This is a genomic window from Muribaculum sp. NM65_B17 (assembly GCF_004793735.1).
Taxonomy (GTDB): domain Bacteria; phylum Bacteroidota; class Bacteroidia; order Bacteroidales; family Muribaculaceae; genus Muribaculum; species Muribaculum gordoncarteri.
The window spans coordinates 45,676-67,264 of sequence record NZ_SRYY01000005.1; the positions used below are offsets into that span (position 1 = coordinate 45,676).

Consider the following 21,589-nt stretch of genomic DNA (forward strand, 5'->3'; position numbering starts at 1 on the left):
GGTGTCAGCGCCTTATTGAAATCTTGAAAAAATCAAAGGCTGTCCGCGATTGGCGGGCAGCCTTTGTTGTAATATTTACTTTGTATCAAGCCTGTGCGAGGGGAGAGGGAACGTTGTAAACTCTTGAGGCGAGCTCCTGGTCGAGCATGTACTGTCCCATGCCGTCGTTGCCGATCAATTTGAACTTGTCGATGAGCTGACGGGCGGTGTCCTCTTCCTCAACCTGCTCCTTAACAAACCAGTTGAGCTGGTCGCGTGTAGCGTAGTCATGCTCTGCTTCGGCGAGTGCATATAGGTCGTTGATAAGTGAAGTCACCTTGCGCTCGTGCTCGAGAGTGTTCTCAAAAGCTGCGATGGGTGATTCCCACTGGGTGGGCACTGCGTCGATGGGCTTCAATTCAACGCGACCTGCACGGGCGTTGACATAGTTCATGAATATCTGTGCGTGAGCCTGCTCTTCCTGGAACTGGATGCGGAACCAGTTGGCGATTCCGGGCTTTCCTTCGGCATCGAAGTGGCAAGCCATTGAGAGGTAGAGATAGGCCGACCAGAACTCGGCATTGATTTGCGCGTTGAGAGCGCTTTGTACTTTGTTGCTAAGCATTGTTATAATTGAAAAATTGGTTAATCGTTACGCTATATCTTAATATTAACATTCATCATGCGTGATGAGTTGAGTAGAGGCGCTGTTAAAAAAACGAGCCCGGAATTTTGTTTCCGAGCCCGGAGGCTATTGCGTTAGTATTTATTCCTCTTTTTTAGCCGTTTTCTTGGTAGCTGCCTTTTTAGGAGTTTCCTTTTTGTCGGCCTCCTTTTTGGGAGCGGCTTTTTTCTTGGCAGTTTTTTTCTTCTCTTCCTCGGCTGCGAGAGCTTCACGCTTGGCGTGCTCCTCGTCGTAGTGCTCGAGGTTGTTGCGCATTGATGCCACTTCCTTGTTCAGCACCTCGATTTCGGTAGCCTGGTTGCGGATTGTTGTGAGCAGCGAGTTGAGCTCTTCGTTCTCGATCGAGAGGGGATATTGCTCTTCGACGCGCACGATGAAGTCGGCAAGCACGTTCATGTAGTTGGTGAACGCCTGGAACGGAGTTTCATAGGGGCTGAACATTGCATGTACGGCTCCATCGTTCATGTGCTTGGTCGACATATAGAAGAAGTGGTCGCTTCCCTGGAGATACTGCCAGTCCTGCTTGAGTCGGCGGTCGGAGCAGAGTCGTACGCGTTCAGCTACCGAATAGAGCTTGTTGAAGGCTTCGTTCTGGAGCTTGTTGCCAAGCCAAGCCGAAGTGTCGCGAGCTTCGTCGGCCCATGAAATGGGGTAGAGTACGCTGAGCGAATCGATAGCCTTGCACTTTGACACAACTTCCGAGGGAGTCCAGAAGTCGATTCCGCGTTCGGCGGCGAAGCGGGGAAGTGCTTCAAGGAACTGGAAGATGCCGCTTTCTCTCGGCTGAAGCTCGCCAAATGTTTCGAGGCTCATGAACAGGTTGATTACCTGCTCCTCGGCGGGAGTCGATGCAATCCAGTCGATATACTTGTCGGCGGTCAGGGGGTAAGCGTCCCACTCGGGGTTGCTGAAACGGAACGAGATGTCATCGCTGAGCTTGTCGTTCTTCAGAAGCAGCTTCAGCTTGGGGCATGAGGCGGCCGAGTAGACATAGTTGGGCGACTTCCATCCGAGGATGTGCTTTGCGCCTTCGGTTATGCAGCCCTTGTAGCCCATTTCGTAGATCATGGGTGCCATTTCGTCGCAGTAGATCAACTCGGTGTTGCGAAGCACCTTGGGGCGCTGGCCAAACAGCTCGTAGATCTTGTCGTCGTGAGCGCGTACCTGCATTGTAAACTCTTCGGGATCGATTAGCGATGACAGAGAGTGAGCGTAGGTTTCGGCAAGGAATTCAACCTTTCCGGTATCGGCAAGCTTCTTGAGCAGGTCGATGAATTCGGGCACGTACTGCTCGCACTGCTCAAGGGCAGTTCCGGTGATGGATAGTGCGCAGCGGAATTTTCCTCCTGTCTGCTCGATCATTCTAAGCAGGGCCTCGGCTGCGGGGATGTAGCTGCGATGAGCTATGCGGGTGATGATGTCGTCGTTGGCGAAGTCATCATAGTAGTAGTGGTCGTTGCCTATGTCGAAGAAACGATATCTTTTGAGCCTGAACGGCTGATGAATCTGGAAATAAAAACAAATAGCTTTCATGAGCTTGTGGTTTATTATAAGTTTTTGTTGTGTTTATTGGCGTTATGGTTAATTGCGGTGAAGCACACGGTTGTATATGTCGATCACCTTTGCTCCGGCTTTGTCCCAGGTTATCTGGTTCACTTCGTTCAAGCCGTCCTCCTGCAGCTGCGCGTGCATTGCGGGATAGGTGACAATCGAATATATGGCATTGGCCATGGCGTCGATGTCCCAGTAGTCGGTCTTGATTACATTGGTGAGGATTTCGGCGCAACCCGACTGCTTTGAGATGATTGACGGAACACCCATCTGCATGGCTTCGAGAGGCGATATACCGAAGGGCTCCGATACGGAAGGCATCACGTACACATCGCTTGCCTTCAGCATTTCGTAAACCTGCTTGCCTTTCTGGAATCCGGGGAAGTGGAACCGGTCGGCAATTCCGCGTTCAGCCGCGAGGGTTATCATTTTGTCCATCATGTCGCCGCTTCCGGCCATCACAAATCGCACGTTGTGATTGTTCTTCAACACGCGGGCGGCAGCTTCCACGAAGTACTCGGGGCCTTTCTGCATGGTTATACGGCCGAGGAATGTAACTACTTTTTCCTTGGAGCGGGGCGGATTTACATTGAGCAGCTCTTCGCTAAGGGGAGTCACGGCATTGTGTACGGTGGTCACCTTTGCGGGGTCGATGCCATATTTGTCGATGACTGTGTTGCGGGTGAGGTTGCTCACTGTGATGATGTGGTCGGCGTGAAGCATTCCGTCGCGCTCGATGTTGTAGACCGTGGGGTTTACATTGCCGCGCGAGCGGTCGAAGTCGGTTGCATGCACGTGAATCACGAGAGGCTTTCCGGTCACCTGCTTTGCGTGTATGCCGGCAGGGTAGGTGAGCCAGTCGTGGGAGTGGATTACATCAAACTCCTCGGTGCGGGCGATTACGCCTGCGCAGATGGAGTAGTTGTTGATTTCCTCCAGCAGGTTGTCGGGATAACGGCCTGAGAACTCAATGCAGCCCAAATCGTTGGTGCGCATATAGTTGAAATCGGCGTAAATGTGGTCGCGAAGACGGAAGTACTCATCGGGGTTCATAACGTTACCGATGCGGCTCTCGACATATTCGCGGCTTACATCGCGCCAGGCTATGGGAGTCTGTGACGCGCCTATTATTTTAGCGAAGCTCTTGTCCTCGTCGCCAAACGGTTTGGGAATTACAAATGTGATGTCCATATTGCCACACTCCCACATTCCCTTGGTGAGACCGTAGCTGGCAGTGCCAAGACCGCCGAGGATATGAGGTGGGAATTCCCATCCAAACATTAATGCTTTCATGGAAGGATGATTACATGTTTAACTTTTTAAGGTTGCGGAGTGTGCGGAGAACTTCGGCGACATTGGTCGCTTGTGAAATTGCTCCTCGTCCGGTAAAGGGCGGGTTGCCGTCGTAGAGCTGTGAAATGGTGCCTATGCAGCCGTTGCTCATCTCTTCCTCGAAGCCGATGAGCATTCGGTCGATATAGCTTACACCGCTCATGCCGAACACTTTGATGTAGGCGTCGGCGTAGGAGCCCATCAGCCATGGGCGTGCCGGGCCGTTGTGGTAGGCGCGTTCGCGCTCTTCGGGCGAGCCGAGGTAGAACGGCTGGTAACCGTAGCTCTTGGGCGACAATGTGCGTAGTCCCTTGGGGGTCAGCAGCTCACGGGTCACTACATCGAGCACGCCCTTGCGCTGACGGCGATCGAGCGGCGAGTAGTCAAGTCCGATTGCGATTGCCATGTTGGGACGCACCGACAGGTCGGCATAGTGTCCGTTTACGTAGTCGTAGAGGTAGCCGTGGTCGTTGAGGAATGTGTCAACGAATGCCGTCTTGGCCTGCTCGGCTATAGTTCCCCAATGCTCGCGGCGCTCTTCGTAAGCCTTGATGCCTTCCGAAATGTTGTAGGTGAACATTAGCGCGTTGTACCACAGAGCATTGAACTCAACGAGGAGTCCCGAGCGGGGTATGAGAGGCCATCCGTTGGAGGTGGCGTTCATCCATGACACGGGAACCGATGTACCGGCGGTGGCTACGAGCCCGCTCGTCTGCACTTCAAGGTTGGGATGTCCGCCGGCGATTATCCAGTCGAGGATTCGGGCTGCCAGCGGCAGGTACTTTTCACGAGCCTTGTCAACGCCTGCGTTCTTGGCATACTGCTGGATGCTCCAGATGGCCCACAGCGGCACATCGGGGAGGTCGATTCCGTGTATGCGCGAGTCGAGTGTTTCGTTGTCGATGAAGTTGTTCAGCGCCTTTGAGGCTGTTGCCATGATGTCATGGAAGTCATTTTCATGATTGATGGCCAGAGTGGTTCCGGGCAGGGCGATGAATGTGTCGCGTGCGCGGATGGGTCCCCAGGGATAGCCCGACTTGATGAACTCGCCGTCTTCGTCCTTGATGTAGAACTGCTTGGCTGCGTTCTTCAGGCAGTTGTAGAAGCTGGTGCGGCATGTGCGGCTTGCGAGCTCGACTTCATACATCTTGTTGAGCGAGCGAGGCGATGCTTCGGTAGTTCCGGCCGAGAATATGATTGATTCACCCTTCTTGATGGGGATTTCAAAATATCCGGGCACCCAAAGGTCCTCGGTATAGGGAACTCCGCGCTCAAGGTCCTTGACATATTCGATGCCGTTGTACCAGTTGGGCTGTGATACCCAAGTGGGCTTATGGTTGAACTGCATGTATAGTGTGGGGAACCCGTCGTAGAGGCAGAACGACACGCCGTTGTTGACTTCGTTGTAATTCTGGTTGAGATTACCGTTCTGGACTACGAGCTCGTTGGACTCGCGGAAAGCGAGGAACGGACGGAACTGCAGTGTGGTGGCCGAATGTGCGTCGACGAGCGTGTAACGGATCAGTATTCGGTTTTCCTGAGAGATGAATATCATCTCCTTGGTAAGGATAACTCCTCCTACACGATAGGTAGTGCGCGGAACGCTTTCGCAGTCATATTCACGAATGTACTTGTGTCCTTTGGGACTGTATACTCCACCGGAATACCGGTGTAACCCAAGATTAAACGGGGCACCATGCTGAATTACCGTTTCGTCAAGCGATGACAGCATGACGAATGATTTATTGTCCATCTCTTTTATAGGAATTACCAGCAGGCCGTGTTGCTTGCGGGTGTTGCATCCTACGATAGATGAGCAATGATAAGCTCCGGCTTGATTAGTGCGCAGCATCTCCTTTGGAAGAGATTGCTCGAGGTTAATCATGAGGTTTTTATCAAATTTAAGATAACTCATTATATAAAATTGTTAGGATATAATTCGGTTTTAAGGTATCGATGCACAATGTTACTGAATTTTTCGGGATTAAGCAAAATTATTTAAAAAAAAGTACCGGTATTAGATGAAAAAGTAGGTTTTATTGGTTTGATATTGGTTGGAATGTCACACTTTTCGGGCTATTAGACGGTTAAATGAGCTGGCCAAGTCCTTGAGTGCGTTTTCAATCGGTGTTATGATGGGTCGGAATTCGATTTCACGCGAGGGGGTGAATATAGGCAGTGCGTTGGCATGGCATTTTATTGCCATGGTGTCGTCGATGGTCACCGGTTCTCCGTCGAGATGCGCGGGTCCTTCGCTTTGTCGGTATATTACTGCCGACGGTGCTCTGAAAGTGTGTATCATGGTATTTGAGTTAATGTATCCGGTGAATAGATCCATACCCACGAGGGCGGTGTCAAACGGCGTGCCTGCGTGGATGATCGTGATGTCGAGCAGTCCGTCGGTTATGCTCGCAGTGGGAGCTATATATGCGTTGTTGCCATACTGCGATGCGTTGCAGCACGCTATCAGGAATGCTTTTTCGGTAAGAATGTGCCCGTTGGCACTTATTGTATATACCTGAGGATGGAATTTGATGTATTCCGAGATTGCGCTTTTTATGTAGGCGAGTTTTCCTCGACGATGCTGTCGGGCGAAATTGCTGCTTACGGCGGCATCGAATCCCACGCCGAAAGTGCAGAAGAAAGGCATGTCATTAACTGCGCCGTAGTCGCTCTTCACGATGTGATTTTCGGCTATGATCTTGACCGCGCTCAACGGGTCGAGGGGTATTCCGAGGTGTCGTGCAAGACCGTTGCCCGACCCGCAGGGGATGATGCCCAGTGCCGTGTTGCTGTGACACAATGCCGCTGCCGTTTCGTTGACCGTTCCGTCGCCACCGGCGGCGATTACTCCGTAGAAGCCTGCGTCAACGGCGTTCCCGGCAAGGCGAGTGGCATCGCCGTGGGCACAGGTATAGGCTGTGGAGATTTCAAATCCGAGAGGCTCAAGTCGACTGCGCACGAGAGGCTCAATAGTGTCTTTGCTTCCAATACCTGAAACGGGGTTTATTATAAGCAGCAGTTGGCGCGAAGTGTTCATTGTGTTTACGTGTAATCAATATGTGCAAAGATACGATTTCTGTAGAAATTAAACAAACAGCCTGCCGAATGTGATTTCGGCAGGCTGCTAAAAAAATGTTATAAAATCGTGAATTATTCGTAATCGAGCGGTATTGCAACGATTTTGAGGTCGTGGTTGCGGATGAAGTCGATGATGTTGGAGCGTATGTCGCTCGGAGCCACATCGGCTTCGACGCGCTTAACGGCGTTGAACACCGAGGTTCCCGACTGGTAGATGTGGCGGTAGCTCTTGGCAACATCGTCGATCTGGTCGTCGGTGAATCCGTGCTTGCGCATTATTACGGCGTTGATTCCGTAATATACCGCAGGGTTGTGGGCTATGATGACATAAGGGGGCACGTTGCCAACGATGCGGCAGCCACCCTTGATGAGCACCCAGTCGCCAACTTCGCTGCGCTCGTGCATGATGGCGTTGGACGAGAGGATGGTGCACTGGCCTACCGTGCAGTCGCCTGCGAGCGTAACGCCGTTGCCTATCACCGAGCGTCCCTTTATGAGGCTGTCGTGGCCTATGTGTGCGTCGGCCATAATGAAGCAGTCGTCGCCTATTACGGTGGATCCTGTAGAGCGTATGCCTCGGTTTATGATCACATGCTCTCTTATCACGTTGTTGTCGCCGATGGTGCAGTAGGTCTTCTCACCTTTCCATCGGAAATCCTGCGGGTCGGCACCGATTATTGCGCCTTGGTAGACTTTGTTGTGCTTTCCCATGCGCGTGCCGTTCATTATGCTTGCGTAGGGCATTATCTCGCAATCGTCGCCTATCTCGACATTTGCATCGATGTAAGCGAATGGATGGATGGTGACATTGTTGCCAATCTTTGCCGACGGGTCGACATGAGCTAATGGACTAATCATGGTTGTAAGTGTTTAAGTTAAATTATCGTCCTCCGCCGAGCGACTGATACAGGTTGATGGCTGCACGCGCTCTTGCGTTTTCGCAGCTTGCCTGCGACAGCTGGGCTGCGAGGAGGCTCTGCTGGGCGGTGAGCACTTCCAGATAGGTGGTGCGTCCGTCCAAAGATAGCAATTCCTGAGTATATTCGACCGATTTTTCAAGATTTTCTACCTGATTTTTCAGATAGTCGGCTTTTTCGTTGCTTTTGGTGTAGAGCATCAGGGCGTTGCTCACCTCGGCGCTTGCACTGAGCAGCGTGTACTCGAAGTTGTTCATAGCCTGCTCCTGCTGTGCTCGTGCAGCCTCAAGGTTGGAGATGAGCTGTCCGCGGGCAAATAGCGGTGCGGTAAGCTGTCCGGCAAGCTGAACGAAGAACTTGGCGGGATTTGACACCATCGAGCCCATGAGGTTGGTGAAGCCTCCGTTGGCCGATATGTTGAGGCCGGGATAGAATGCCGAGCGAGCCTGGTTGGTGGCATAGTAGGCCATAGCCAGCGAGTGTTCCGACGCTCTTACATCGGGGCGTGAAGCGAGTTCGCGCATGGGCACTCCTTCGCGCATGATGGCGGGTGCCTCAAATCGGGCATCGGCCTGGATGTTCCATGTCTGAGGCATAACGTTGAGGAGCAGCGACATGGTGTTGTTGGCTTCGTTCAACGACACTTCAAGGTCGGTGATTGAGGCGAGAAGGCTGTAGTAGTTGGCGGTGCTTTGTACTACGGCGCTTTCGTTTACACGGCCGGCGAGCTTGAAGTTCTTCATGATCTGTACGCTCTCCTTCCAGTATTCAGCTGTCTGTCGGCTGATTTTCAGCTGAGTTTCAAGCATGGATATTGCATAGTAGCAGTTGGCCACACCGGCGATGAGCTGCGAGCGCACGGCCTGCTGATAGGCTTCACTCTGAAGAAGGGCCTGCTTGGCGCGACGGTTGCTGTTGAGCAATTTTCCGAAGAGGTCGACCTCCCAGCTCACTGCGAGAGGAAGCTGATAGGACCATGACATCTTGGAGTGGTCGAATGACGAACCTGCACCGTTGGGGGCGAGTGTCACCGAGGGGAGGTAGCTCAATCGCGCTCCCTTGAGCTGGGCGTGAGCTATGTCGATGTTAAGTTTGGCGTTGCTGAGATTGGTGTTGTTGGCAAGAGCCTGATTGATGAGGTCGACAAGCATCGGGTCGGTGAATACCTCTTCCCAGCGAAGGTTTCCGAAAGCCTCGGCGTTTTCCTCGGTTTCCTTGGCCTGCACATACTCCGATGTGAGCGCATTGTCCTCGGTGGGCATCTCAAACTTGTTGTAGATGTGGCAGCTCGAAAGAGCTCCCACACTTACAACCATTATTGCGATACGTGATATATTGTTCATGATTTTTCCTTTGTGCATTAAGTTAAGAGCGAGAGTACTGCTCGATTTCCGATTCGATACCGGTGTTGTCGGTGTCTTCCCACTTCAGCGGCGATATCTTCTCCTGGATTATCTGGAAGGTGACGAAGAGCGCCGGAACGATGAGTACCTGCAGAATCATACCGATAAGCATACCTCCGATTGAACCGGTACCGAGGGCGTTGTTACCGTTGGCACCTGCTCCGTCGGCAAACATCATAGGCAACAGACCGATAATCAGGGCCAGCGATGTCATGAGAATCGGGCGAAGACGGGCTGATGCTCCGGCGATGGCCGAATTGACAATCGACATGCCCGTGCGTCGGCGCTCAAGTGCAAACTCTACGATGAGGATTGCGTTCTTGGCCAAAAGTCCGATAAGCATGATTAGCGCGATTTGCAGATAGATGTTGTTGGATATGCCGAATATCTGGGCAAAGATGAACGAGCCCATAAGTCCGAAGGGAATCGAAAGGATAACGGCCCAGGGAATGATGTAGCTTTCGTACTGTGCCGATAGAAGCAGGTACACGAAGAGCAGACAGAGTCCGAATATGATAGCTGTTGCGCTACCGCTTGACGAATTGGCCTCCTCACGGGTCATACCGGCGTATTCATATCCGTAGCCCTGGGGCAGGTATTCGGCGGCTGTGCGCTCGATGGCTGCGATGGCGTCGCCCGACGAATAGCCGGGAGTAGGCTGTCCGGTTACCGATATCGACTGGAACATATTGAATCGGTTGAGCAAGTCAGGGCCGTATATGCGCTTGAGGGTCACGAAGTTGCTCAATGAAGCCATTTCGTTGCCGTTACGTATCTTGATATTGTTCAATGTTTCGGGCGATACACGTGCTTCAGGCGAGGCTTGCATCATAACGCGGTAAAGCTTTCCGAAACGGTTGAAGTTGGACACGTACATACCTCCGTAGTATCCCTGCAGGGTGGAGAGGATTGTCGACGGACTGATGCCGGCCTGCTTTGCCTTTGCGGCATCCACATCGACAAGGTACTGGGGGAATGTGGGGTTGAATGTAGTGTAGGCCATCTGGATTTCAGGACACTGGTTCAATGCGCCAAGGAATCCTTGTACAACCTGGAAGAATGTGTTAATGTCGCCTCCGGTCTTGTCCTGCATCTTGATTTCAAAACCGTTGGTTGCCGAGTAACCGGTAATCATAGGCGGTGCGAATATCATCACACGGCCGTCCTTCACCTGTTGTCCGGTAAGGGCATAGAGCTGCTGTATTATGGCATCAGAGCTTTCGGATTTTGAACGCTGGCTCCAGTTCTTCAGCTTGATGATGAATGTACCGTAGGTTGCACCCTGTCCGGCGATGAAGCTGTAACCGTCGATCATTGTACGTGACTGAACGGCGGGTATCGAGCCGATAATGCCGTCGACTTGGTCGAGAACCTCGCCGGTGCGCTCCTGTGATGTGCCCGGGGGCATGTCGACCATACAGAATATTGTTCCGGTATCTTCATTGGGCACGAGGGCGCTCGGGGTGGAGTTCATCAACCACACAAGGATGGCGATCGAACCGCCGACGATGGCGAATGAAGTGATCTTGTGGGAAACGAAGAACTTGGTTACCGAGTTGTAGAGCTTGAGCAGACGGTTGTAACCTATCTCAAATCCTGCATGGAAGCGTGAGCTGAATATACCCATTATGGTGACGATGGCGCAGATGGAGGCTACAACGAGTTTCCATATTGACTCGGTGCTGTACCAGCCAAGTACCATGAATGTGATTGTGGCAACGAGGAACAGGGCTGTAACCAACGGGGGTAGGTTGAGCTTGAATGCGCTGCTGTAGCGCTTCTTCATCGTTTCGGCCGCTTCACCGTAGGCTGTTCCCATTCGCTCCTTAAGCGACGACTTGTCGTCGTGGGCTTTCAGGAACACGGCACAAAGCGCAGGCGACAAGGTGAGCGCGTTGACAGCCGAGAAACCGATGGCTATGGCCATGGTAAGACCGAACTGCTTGTAGAACACACCTGAGGTGCCGGGCATGAATGACACGGGGATGAACACGAGCATCATTACAAGGGTGATCGACACGAGTGCTCCTGCAATTTCACCCATGGCATCGATTGATGCCTTGCGTGCGCTCTTGTAGCCCACATCGAGTTTGGCGTGGACCGCCTCGACCACCACTATGGCGTCGTCGACCACAATCGCAATCGCAAGGACGAGAGCCGAGAGGGTGATGAGGTTGATCGAGAACCCGATGAGGTTCATGACGAAGAATGTACCCACCAATGCAACCGGGATGGCGATTGCGGGGATGATGGTTGAACGGAAGTCCTGGAGAAACACGTAAACAACAAAGAACACGAGGATGAATGCCTCGATGAGGGTCTTGATGACCTCATGGATCGAAGCATCGAGGAACTCGTTGTTGTTCAAGGGGATTTCAAGACCGAGTCCCTTGGGAAGTTCTTTCTTTACATCGTCGAGATAGGCAAGACACTCGTTGATGATCTGGGTTGCATTTGAACCCGGAGTCTGGAATATGATTGCCGTAACGGCGGCTTTGCCGTTCATCTTGTTGTGGAATCCGTAGCTTACGCGGCCGAGTTCGACATCGGCTACATCCTTAAGGTAAAGCACGTCGCCGTTTTCATTGGCGCGGATTACGATGTTGTCAAATTCTTCAGGTGTTACGAGGCGGCCCTTGTAACGCATGATGTACTGGAAGCTCTGATTACCCTGCTCGCCGAATGCACCGGGAGCGGCTTCGATATTCTGCTCGGCAAGTGCGGCCGATATATCGGTAGGCATCAGGTGATATTGTGCCATTACATCGGGCTTGAGCCATATACGCATCGAGTAGTCGGCACCCATTACCATTGCGTCACCAACTCCTTGTATACGCTGGATCTGCGGAATGATGTTGATTTTTACATAGTTCTCGATGAAGTTTTCGGGATAGGTGCCGTCCTCGTCGTATATGGTAAGGCCGAGAAGCATTGAGGTCTGGCGCTTCTGGGTGATGACGCCCACGCGCGTTACTTCGGCGGGAAGCAGACCCTGAGCTTTTGACACTCGGTTCTGTACATCGACAGCGGCCATGTTGGGGTCGAAACCCTGTTCAAAGTACACGTTGATGGTGGCGCTACCGTTGTTGGTGGCTGTTGATTCGATGTAGGTCATGCCTTCGGCACCGTTGATCGATTCCTCAAGAGGTGCGATTACTGAGTTAAGCACAGCCTGGGCGTTGGCTCCCTGATAGGAGGTGGTCACCGAAATGGTGGGCGGTGCAATATCGGGAAACTGGGTGACCGGCAGTGCAAACAGTCCAATCAGACCCAGCAACACAATAAAGATTGATATAACCGTCGAAAGCACCGGACGGTTAATAAATGTATCAAGTTTCATTTCTTGTTGTCAGACAATTATTAAAAACACTGTGATGATTGACATCAGTCAATTACTGTTGTGGAGCCTGGGGCTGATTGGCTTCGCCTGCGGCTTTGGGAGAGATGGTAATGCCTTCGCGTACGATTGTTCCTACGCCTTCCACCGCAATGCGGTCGCCGGCCTTAAGACCTGAAGTTACAATGTAGTTTTGTCCGTCATTTACCGGGCTTACTGTGATGGGAGTCGAAGCTACTTTGTTGGAGTCGTTTACGACATATACGAATCGGCGGTCCTGAAGCTCATAGGTGGCTTTCTGGGGTATTATGATTACGCTGTCGGCAACGTGGGGGATTAGAATCGAGCCGGTGCTTCCGCTGCGAAGCATTCCCTGGCCGTTCTTGAACAGTGCGCGCACTGTTGCGGCTCCGGTAGTGTTGTCGATTACTCCCGACACTGTGGCTACTTTGCCTTTGAGAGGATATACCTCGCCGTTGGCAAGGCGCAGTGACACTTCGGGCATTTCGCTCACGCTCTTGTTGAGCGATATTGTGCCGCCCTTAGTGAGGTCGAGGATGTCTTTCTCATTGAGCGAGAAGTAGGCATACACTTCCGAATTGTCGCTGACAGTTGTCAACGGGGTTGCCGATGAGGGCGATGCGAGCGATCCTTCACGATTGGGGATGGAGCCGATTACGCCGTCGCTGGGTGAGGTCACCACGGTGTAGGCGAGATTTTTCTGTGCTGTGACAAGATTGGCTTTTGCCGACGATAGCTGAGCCTTTGCCTGTGTGAGAGCGTTGTCGGCCATCTGCCACTCATATTCACTGATTATGTTTTTGTCAAACAGTTTGCGCTTGTTGTTGGCGGTGAGCTGGGCTGTCTGTACGGCGCTTTCAGCTACCTTTACCGCTGCCTGTGCTGCGTCAACAGCAGCCTGAAATTGTACTTGGTCGAGGGTGAACAAGGCTTGTCCCTTGTGTACTTGCTGACCTTCATCTACATGTACTTTGGTAATGAATCCTGTGACTTGGGGGCGAATGTCAATGTCGGTGCGTCCTTTTATGGTTGCAGGGAAAGCACTTTCAAGTTCCGAATTGCCGTAGTTTACTGTTAGTGTCGCGATTTCCGGAGCTGAAGCTTGAGTCTGTTGCTGCTGTCCACCGCCACACGCGGTAAGGCAAAGCATTAATACAGATGAGAGGGCAACTCCGGTAGTGTTAGCTACATTGAATTTCATAACGTTAATGTTAAAATCTTTTTACCCTTAAAAATTTTCTATTTATCAATTTATGGTGCAAAGTTCGCAAAACAAAACGGGATGTAATATGATAAATGTCATATTCATCACGATATTTAATGTTTTTTAATAAAGATTTTGTGCGGTTTAATACTTGCCGGAGCGGATTCGGTAGAGTGTTTCTTTTGTCAGTCCGAGAAAAGATGCTATTTGTGTTACGGTGGCGCATTCCAATAGTCGCGGATATCGTGCTACGGCCCAATTGTAACGCTCCACGGCATTTGCATTCTGGAATGCATATATGCGTTCTTCAAGGTAGGCGGTGTAGTGCAGCAGCGATGCGTTAAGGAACAGTGCGGTTTCCTCCTGGTTTATCTCCTCGATGTCGTTGAGCATGTCGTGCAGCCTGATGTGGGGCACGTAGACGATGTCGCTGTCTTCGAGAAACATTATCGTGAACGTTGTGTTGATGTTCTTTACCAGAAACGAGTGGGTCATGAGGTATTCGTCGTCAAAGGCGAATGAAACGGTGTGCTCTTTTCCGTTTCGGATGTAAAACACCCTTGCCGCCCCCTTCTTGATGTAGTATGAGTTGGCTATTATCTGCTTTTGTCCGTCGATTATGTCGCCTCGTTGCATGTGGGCTTCCTGCATCACCGATTTTATCTTGGCGATGCGCTCGGGCGACAGATTGTGCACTCGTCGCAGGATGTCTATGGGGTGTGGCATGTGTTAGTCGCTTTTTCGGAAATTCTTGATGAGGGAGGTGAAGGGTGCCCAGTACTTGACGGCTTTTCGTTCGCCGACACCTTCGATAGCTATGAATTCGCGCATGTTTACGGGACGGTGACGCACCATCTCCATGAGCGTTTTGTCGCTGAACACGATGTAGGGAGCCACACCTTCGTTGCGGGCAATGGAGAGTCGCAGGCGCTTGAGCTCGCTGAACAGTTGCTCGGCCGGATTGACCGTGCTTTGAGCCGCAGACTTGCGCTTCTTTGACGACGATGTCTTGTCGAAGAAGAATTTTGCAAGCATGACCGTGCGCTCGCCTTTCAGTATGCTGCGCCCGTAAGGCGTTATCTTAAGATGATTTGATTCAGTGTAGGCGATTTCGATGATGCCGAGCTGCAGCATTTGGGAAAGATAGGCGTTCCACTCCGAAAACGACAGGTCACGCCCAACGCCGTAGGTTTTTATTCGGTCGTAACCTCGCTCGATAAGCTCGGCGCGAGCCGAACCGCGTAGTATGTCGATGAGCATGGTCAAGCCTATCATCTCGTTGGTGCGGCTCATCGCGCTCAACGCCATCTGTACGATTCTTGTCCCGTCAAATCTTACAGGAGGGTCGAGGCACACGTCGCAGTTGCCGCAATCGTGGTCATACTCTTCGTTGAAGTAGCTGAGGAGCACCCGGCGCCGGCACACGGTGGCCTCGCAATACTCCTTCATGCGTGTCAGTTTTTCGGTGTTCAATGCCGGTTGTCCCGATTTTTCGATGAAACTTTGTAGCGTGGCAATGTCGGCAAATGAGTAAAACAGGAGCGTTTCCGCTTTCATGCCGTCGCGTCCTGCTCGACCTATCTCCTGATAGTAGCTCTCCATGTTGCGCGGCATGTTGTTGTGCAATACCCATCGAATGTTGCTCTTGTCGATTCCCATGCCGAATGCCACGGTGGCGCACACTACCTGCACATCGCCGTTTATGAATCGTTCCTGGGCTTGGTCACGCTCTTTGTTTGAGAGTCCGGCGTGATATACAATCGAGCGGTAGCCTCTCGTTTCAAGTTCGGCATTGGTCGTTTCGGCCCCTTTGCGGCTCAGGCAGTAGACTATGCCCGAGTCGTCGGGGTAGCGGTCGATCATGCGCGTTATGATGTTTATCCGCTTGGCCTTTCCGGGGTTGGCGAGCACTTTGAGCGAAATGTTTGGACGGTCAAATGACGCGAGGTGAATGTAGGGATTTTTCAGGCACAATTGAGTGGCTATGTCGTCACGCGTTATTTTGTCGGCCGTTGCAGTAAGCGCCATCACGGGTATGCCGGGATATGACGCCTTTATGCAGTTTAGTGCAGTGTACTCGGGACGGAAGTCATGTCCCCATTGCGATATGCAGTGCGCCTCGTCGATAGCAAACAGGCTTACCCAGTTGCCGAAATTGCGATGTTCCATTTCGAGAATCAGTCGCTCGGGTGACATGTAGAGCAGCTTTATTCTTCCGAGCGATGCCTGCCGCATGATGTCGGAATTCACCTGTTCTACATTGGCGCTGTTGATTGCCGCTGCCGGGATGCCGTTGGCGTTAAGTGCCGTGACCTGGTCCTTCATCAATGATATCAACGGGGAGATGACGATGCAGCATCCTTCGTTCAGTAGAGCCGGAATCTGGTAGCATATCGATTTTCCTCCGCCTGTGGGCATGAGCACCAGTGTGTCGCGGCGTGACATTACGTTGCGTATTATTTCGAGCTGGCCTTCGCGGAATGAGCTGTAACCGTAGAATCGGCGCAGCAATGCACCGGCTTTTAAGTCTATGTCGTTGTTGTCGGGCTTCATCGTTGCAGGGGTCAATAGGCGTTTATTTCACCTCGAAAAGTGTTGAGTACTGTTGTCGTTATTATTTTCAGGTCGAGGGTAAAACTCCAGTTGTCGATATACCACACATCATGCTCCACCCTGTTTTTCATCGCCTCCAGCTCCGAAGTCGAGCCTCGGTAGCCGCTTATCTGCGCCCATCCCGTTATGCCTGGCTTTATGAAGTGACGCATCATGTAACGGTCGATGAGCCGGGAGTATTGCATGGTCTGTTTCACCATGTGGGGGCGCGGGCCCACCACCGACATGTCGCCACGCAGTACATTGTAGAATTGTGGAAGTTCGTCTATATTGGTGTGCCTCAGGAATCGTCCTACGCTTGTCACGCGGGGATCGTCACGACGGGCTTGGCGACGGTCGCAATCGGGCGTGACGGTCATTGTCCTGAATTTCCAGCAATAGAACTCCTTGCCGTTATGTCCTGTGCGGCGCTGGCGGAAGAATATCGGGCCTTTCGATGTCGTCTTTATGGCAATGGCGACAGGCAGGAGTATGATAGGAAATAACGCAATCAGCACTATGGACGAAAACGTGATGTCGAACATTCGTTTTAAGCCTCGGTTGAATGGCTTGGTGAGAGGGCTTCGGCTTGTGGGACTGTCGTGTGATTGCTTGTCGGTGTTTCGGTCGGTGCCGGTTGTGGTTTTTGTCGTGAATCCGAGAGCGCGTCGGTTTTGACGCATTACCCGCTGGAAGTCGGGGTGTGATGCGGCTGTGTATTCAAGTTCGGTAAATGTCTTTCCCTGCTTGACGGCGAGTGTGTATCGGGCTCTTCGACTCACTAATGTCAGGTGTGTTATCAAACTGTGAGTACCGGCAATTAAGCACGGTACTCACAGTCGGAAATTGTGTTATGAAATGAATGTGTCGTTATTAAAGTTTACTGTCGATAAGCTTGATTTTCTCTTCAAGCGATGACAGCTCGTCCTTTATGCGCTGCACTTTGCGCTCCATGTCACGCAGCAACGAATTGCCCGACTTTGACTTGACATTGAAGAAGCCGAGGTTGTTTTCGTAGGTTTTAAGCTCGTTGCGCTTCTGTTCGAATGCTCTTACGAGGCGTTCGCGTTCGCGATAGAGCTTATTCTCGTCATTGCTCATGTCGTTGATGGAGTTGGCAAACTTGTCCATGCCTGCGCGTACCTCCTTTATGTCGAGCTTGTCGTAGAGGTCGTTGACAATAGCGCGATAAGTGTCGTAGACTTTGTCCTTCTCCTTGTAGGGGACATGACCGGTTTGCTGCCACTGATTCATCAGTTCACGTACTCGCTTTATTGCTTCATCGCGATCGGTGTCGGTGCCGATGGCCTTAAGGCTTTCGATGATTTCCTGTTTCTGCTTAAGGTTGGCATGCTCGGTCTTGCGAACACCCGAAGTGGCTTTTTTTCGGTTGTCGAAGAAATAGTCGCAGGCTTCAAGGAAGCGGTGCCAGATGGCATCGCTGTGCTTCTTGTCGACCGGGCCTACTGACTTCCACTCTTTCTGAAGTGCGACAAACTCGTCGCCGGTCTTTTTCCAGTCGGTGCTGTCCTTAAGAGCTTCGGCGCGTTCGCACAGTGCTGTTTTCTTCTCAAGATTGGTGGCGTGTACATCGCGTATCGACTTGAAATATTCGGCTTTCTTAGCGAAGAAGCGGTCGCAAGTTTCACGGAAGCGGGCGAATAGTGAGTTGTTTACCTTCTTTGAAGCAAATCCGAGTTTCTTCCAGTCTTCCTGGGCTGCAAGGATTTCGCGTGTCATCTGTTCCCATGCGGCATGTGATTTCAGCGAACTGAAGTCGAGAGCCTCGATGCGCTCACATATAGCTGTCTTGGCCGTTTCGTTTTCACGCTCGCGTGCTTTGCGCTCTTCAAAGAATGCCTGGTAACGCTTGTTGATTGCAGCCGATGCATCCTTGAATTTGTTCCAGATGTCTTCGCGTATCTCCTTTGCCACCGGGCCTATCTCACGCCACTTTTCATGAAGTTCCTGAAGGCGGCGGAAGGCTGTTATTACATCGTGCTCGTCGACGAGCTTCTCGGCTTCGTCGATTAGCAGCTGTTTCTGCTCAAGATTTTTCTTGAAGTCGTAGTCGCGCAGATCCTTGTTGACTTTCAGCTGGTCGTAGAAACGCTCAACCGCAGCCTGATAGCTGCGCCAAATGTCGGTAATGTCGGTCGCGGGGACTTCGCCGAGGCTCTTGAACTCTTGTGACAGTTCACGGAAACGCGGGTAATGGCGGTTAACATTGTCGGTGTCCTCGGCCATTTTCTCGAGTTCGGCGATTATGGCTTGTTTTTTCTCGAGGTTTTCACGGCGTTGTGCCTCTATTAATGCTGTATATTGAGCTTTTTTCTCTTTGATGTTGTTGAGAAGTTCATGCAACTTTGCTTCGAGGGGGTCGGGCATAGGTGCAAATGCGCTCTCTTCGTTTCCGCGCTCGATGAATGCTTTTTTCTCCTCGACCAGCTCGACTTTGCGAATTGCGTAGAACAGTTGCTTGAGGTGAGTGACTTCATCTCGAGCTATTTCGGCACCCTCTTTCCGGCTGATGTTGTCCAATTCTGCGATTATCTCCTCCTTCGACAAATGCTTTGAAGGCTCGGAAGTTTCGTCGGTATCAGAAACATCGGTGTCGTTAGTGTCAATTACTGTAGTTTCTTCATTTCCGTTTGAGGTTATTACGACCTCTTCATTCAAGGTTAGATCCTTATCGGTGCTTTCAACCGACATGGACTGGTCACGCAATTCCATAATGTTGATTTATTAATAAGTATAGTTGCACTTTACCATGCAAGATTTTATTCTACGATTCAAATATAGATAAAATTTTGAAAATTAATGTTATTTCCGGTGGAAAAAGATTAAAAAAACGGGAAATTGCCGATTAGGCCGGCTTGTAAATGAGTGTTGACGAGTTTTCGGGACGTAAAATCATTGATGCCACACGCGCTATGTCGGGCGATGTGAGCCGACGGTAACGAGGAATGATTGAATTTACATCTTCACCACGCATTTCGCTTAAGGTCAAGGTCGATGCAAGTGCTACATAGTTCATTGAGCCGAAAGTGAAATTGGACTCGAATCGGTTGAGCGTGCGCTGCAACTCATAGTCCGACGGCGGGTTGTCGATCAGCGACATGGCTTCGTCGGTGAGAGCCTTTTCGGCTTCGTCCACGCTTACACCGTCGCGCAGGTATCCGTAGAGCATCAACAGTCCGGGTTCGTCGCTTCCGGTAATCGATGCATCGGCCTTGGTGAACATTTCGGTGCCGAGCATCAGTTTGCGATAGAAACGTGACGCGCGACCAAGTGCAAGAAGGTCGGTGATTATGTCACAGGCCGGATAGTCGGGATGGCTGTATCCCGGCATGTGGTAGGCTTTCACGATTACGGTTTGGGGAGCACGGCCCGTTACGATAAGTCGGCGGGGCTCGGTCTGTTCGGGTTCCTGATTGTAGAGCCTTGGCGCAATCTTGCGCATTGGCAGGTCGGAAAACCATTTCTCGACAAACTCGCGTGTTTGCTCGAGCGATATGTTGCCTGTCACTGAAATCACGGCATTGTTGGGAGCATAGTGGTCGTAAAAGAACCGGCGCACTTCATCCTGCGTCACGTTTTCGATGTGTGACAATTCTTTGCCTATGACCGGAGTGCGATAGGGGTGTTCTTTGTAGGCGAGGCCGTTGAGGTAGTGCTGCAAGTCGCCGTAGGGCTGGTTGAGGCACACCTGCTTGAACTCCTCACACACCACCTGCCGCTGTACTTCGAGGGCTTTGTCGCTGAACGCGAGTCCTTTCATGCGGTCGCTTTCAAGCCAAAACGCGGTTTCGGCGTTATGGGCGGGCACTATGTCGTAGAAGTTGGTGAAGTCGCTGTTGGTCCATGCGTTATTTGTGCCACCGGCATTTTCAAGGGCTTTGTCAAATTCGGCCACATTTTCCGAGCCTCCGAACATCAGGTGCTCGAAAAGGTGGGCCATACCGGTGCGCTCGGGGCGTTCGTCACGGCTTCCTACATTATATAATATGTCGAGTGCCACCATTGCGGTGGCACTGTCATGATTGTGTACGACACGCAATCCGTTAGATAGCGTAAAACGGTTTACCGTTATCATTTTTCGACTGTCATCTTGATGATTTTTATATCGTCGACAGGCCGGTCGCTGCGGTCGGTTTCTGCTTTCTGTATCTTTTCGACTACATCCATGCCGCTGATTACTTCGCCGAATACGGTGTAGGTGCCGTCGAGATGGGGAGTGCCGCCCACGGTAGAGTAGGCTTTTATCTGCTCGTCGGTGAGCTTGGCGGGATTCTTGGCAGCCTCGGTTTCGGTGATTGCCAGCAGCTCCTGCTGCAGGTTCTGCAGAGCCACGCTGTCGCGGTTGCGGCGGAGTTCCATTATCTTGTCGCGATTCATCGATGCGAGGTTGTCGAATATGCGCTGCTTCTGCATCATTCCGAGCTGTTGCTCCATCTGCTTGAGCTGCGACTGGTTGTAGGCTTTTCCGGTAACGATGTAGAATTGCGAGCCCGATGATTTCTGTTCGGGGTTTATGTCGTCGCCAAGACGGGCGGCGGCAAGAGCGCCGTATTTATGGAAGTGCTTGGGATATACAAATTCGGCGTCGATAGTGTAGCCGGGGCCTCCCGATCCGAGCTGGGCGCCTTTGGCGGCGTTCTTGGAGTCGGGGTCGCCGGTCTGTACCATGAATTCATTTATCACGCGGTGAAAGAGTACTCCGTCGTAGAAGCCTTCGTTGGCGAGTTTCACGAAATTGTCGCGATGCTTGGGGGTGTCGCCGTAGAGGCGCACCTTTATGTCGCCCATCGAAGTGGCGATGTCGACGATTATGTCGGTTGAATCGGTCATGATGCTATCGGTTTTGGTTGTTTCGGTTTCAGTTTCATTTTTTGACTCGGAGCGGGTATTGGCGCACTGAGTAAAGGTTATGGCTATAAGAGCCATCAGCCAGATTGATTTTAATTTTGACATACAATAATTTGATTGCGTTTTTATATTCCGGTTGGATAAAGTCGCTTGTATATGCGGCGGAAATTGTTGTCGGTCTTGCTGAGCTCTTCTACATGGTCCTGATAGTCGGCGCCCCACAATGGAAGCAGGTCGCCAATGTAGCGGTGTTCACGGTCTTTTTCGATAGCGGCGGTTATCAGTCGTGATACAGCGTTGTTGTAATGCTCGGCGTCGATAGCGAAGAGGTATCGTGCCGCGCTTACAATGAACTGTCCGCTGAGGTCGACACGCATCATGTTGTCGATAAGGTAGTCAAGGTCGTCATCAATCGATGATATGTGATTGGCTATGTATTCATAGGTCAAAAGACCGTCGGAATCCTTGCTCAGGAGCTTTTTGTCGTCTTCATTCATAAGTGGGCAAATAAAGTTGTGCGACAAAGATACGAAGAATATTCGATGAAAAAAATAGAGAATGTGGGGCTTTTGTCCTGTCGGACATTCTTTTTCAACGAATATTCCGTATATTTGCATC

At 51.5% G+C, this 21,589-nt stretch carries 15 protein-coding genes and 1 pseudogene; all 16 read right to left on the reverse strand.

The window, feature by feature from the left end; translation table 11 throughout:
• Positions 1 to 85: 85 nt before the first annotated feature.
• Entirely contained in the window at positions 86 to 604 is a 519-nt protein-coding gene (locus E5354_RS08480) for a ferritin (RefSeq protein ID WP_135947203.1), read from the reverse strand.
• Positions 605 to 745: 141 nt separating this feature from the next.
• Positions 746 to 2,197 (reverse strand): glycoside hydrolase family 57 protein, encoded by a 1,452-nt coding sequence (locus E5354_RS08485; RefSeq protein ID WP_135947204.1) that lies wholly within the window; start codon positions 2,195 to 2,197, stop codon positions 746 to 748.
• A gap of 48 nt (positions 2,198 to 2,245) precedes the next feature.
• Complete coding sequence (locus E5354_RS08490; protein WP_135947205.1) at positions 2,246 to 3,508, reverse strand: glycosyltransferase family 4 protein; 1,263 nt, start codon at positions 3,506 to 3,508, stop codon at positions 2,246 to 2,248.
• Positions 3,509 to 3,518: 10 nt separating this feature from the next.
• Complete coding sequence (locus tag E5354_RS08495) at positions 3,519 to 5,462, reverse strand: glycogen debranching enzyme N-terminal domain-containing protein (protein WP_135947206.1); 1,944 nt, start codon at positions 5,460 to 5,462, stop codon at positions 3,519 to 3,521.
• Positions 5,463 to 5,609: 147 nt separating this feature from the next.
• The gene (locus tag E5354_RS08500) at positions 5,610 to 6,587 is read right to left on the reverse strand and encodes a diacylglycerol/lipid kinase family protein (RefSeq protein ID WP_123396231.1); all 978 of its coding nucleotides are present in this window, start codon (positions 6,585 to 6,587) and stop codon (positions 5,610 to 5,612) included.
• Positions 6,588 to 6,700: 113 nt separating this feature from the next.
• Positions 6,701 to 7,486: an acyl-ACP--UDP-N-acetylglucosamine O-acyltransferase gene (gene lpxA / locus E5354_RS08505; RefSeq protein ID WP_123396232.1), complete on the reverse strand. Its 786-nt coding sequence runs from the start codon at positions 7,484 to 7,486 to the stop codon at positions 6,701 to 6,703.
• Between the two features lie 22 nt (positions 7,487 to 7,508).
• Positions 7,509 to 8,888 carry a TolC family protein gene (locus E5354_RS08510; protein WP_168184359.1) on the reverse strand — a complete coding sequence of 460 codons (1,380 nt, stop codon included), beginning with the start codon at positions 8,886 to 8,888 and terminating at the stop codon, positions 7,509 to 7,511.
• Between the two features lie 22 nt (positions 8,889 to 8,910).
• Entirely contained in the window at positions 8,911 to 12,288 is a 3,378-nt protein-coding gene (locus tag E5354_RS08515) for an efflux RND transporter permease subunit (RefSeq protein WP_123396234.1), read from the reverse strand.
• Between the two features lie 52 nt (positions 12,289 to 12,340).
• Positions 12,341 to 13,507, reverse strand: a complete 1,167-nt coding sequence (locus E5354_RS08520; RefSeq protein ID WP_123396235.1) for an efflux RND transporter periplasmic adaptor subunit — start codon at positions 13,505 to 13,507, stop codon at positions 12,341 to 12,343.
• Positions 13,508 to 13,654: 147 nt separating this feature from the next.
• The gene (locus tag E5354_RS08525) at positions 13,655 to 14,236 is read right to left on the reverse strand and encodes a Crp/Fnr family transcriptional regulator (RefSeq protein ID WP_123396236.1); all 582 of its coding nucleotides are present in this window, start codon (positions 14,234 to 14,236) and stop codon (positions 13,655 to 13,657) included.
• A gap of 3 nt (positions 14,237 to 14,239) precedes the next feature.
• Complete coding sequence (gene recQ, locus E5354_RS08530; RefSeq protein WP_135947207.1) at positions 14,240 to 16,063, reverse strand: DNA helicase RecQ; 1,824 nt, start codon at positions 16,061 to 16,063, stop codon at positions 14,240 to 14,242.
• 11 nt (positions 16,064 to 16,074) lie between these two features.
• Positions 16,075 to 16,689 (reverse strand): annotated as a pseudogene (locus E5354_RS08535) (exopolysaccharide biosynthesis polyprenyl glycosylphosphotransferase); the annotation flags it as partial.
• Between the two features lie 286 nt (positions 16,690 to 16,975).
• The gene (locus E5354_RS08540) at positions 16,976 to 18,835 is read right to left on the reverse strand and encodes a DUF349 domain-containing protein (protein ID WP_135947208.1); all 1,860 of its coding nucleotides are present in this window, start codon (positions 18,833 to 18,835) and stop codon (positions 16,976 to 16,978) included.
• Positions 18,836 to 18,968: 133 nt separating this feature from the next.
• A complete protein-coding gene (locus E5354_RS08545) occupies positions 18,969 to 20,195 on the reverse strand; it encodes a M16 family metallopeptidase (RefSeq protein ID WP_135947367.1) in 1,227 nt (408 codons plus the stop codon).
• The gene (locus E5354_RS08550; RefSeq protein WP_369698983.1) at positions 20,195 to 21,076 is read right to left on the reverse strand and encodes a peptidylprolyl isomerase; all 882 of its coding nucleotides are present in this window, start codon (positions 21,074 to 21,076) and stop codon (positions 20,195 to 20,197) included. The genes E5354_RS08545 and E5354_RS08550 overlap by 1 nt, the downstream gene beginning before the upstream one ends.
• Before the next feature lie 20 nt (positions 21,077 to 21,096).
• Positions 21,097 to 21,468, reverse strand: a complete 372-nt coding sequence (locus tag E5354_RS08555; protein ID WP_123396239.1) for a hypothetical protein — start codon at positions 21,466 to 21,468, stop codon at positions 21,097 to 21,099.
• Between the last annotated feature and the right edge of the window lie 121 nt (positions 21,469 to 21,589).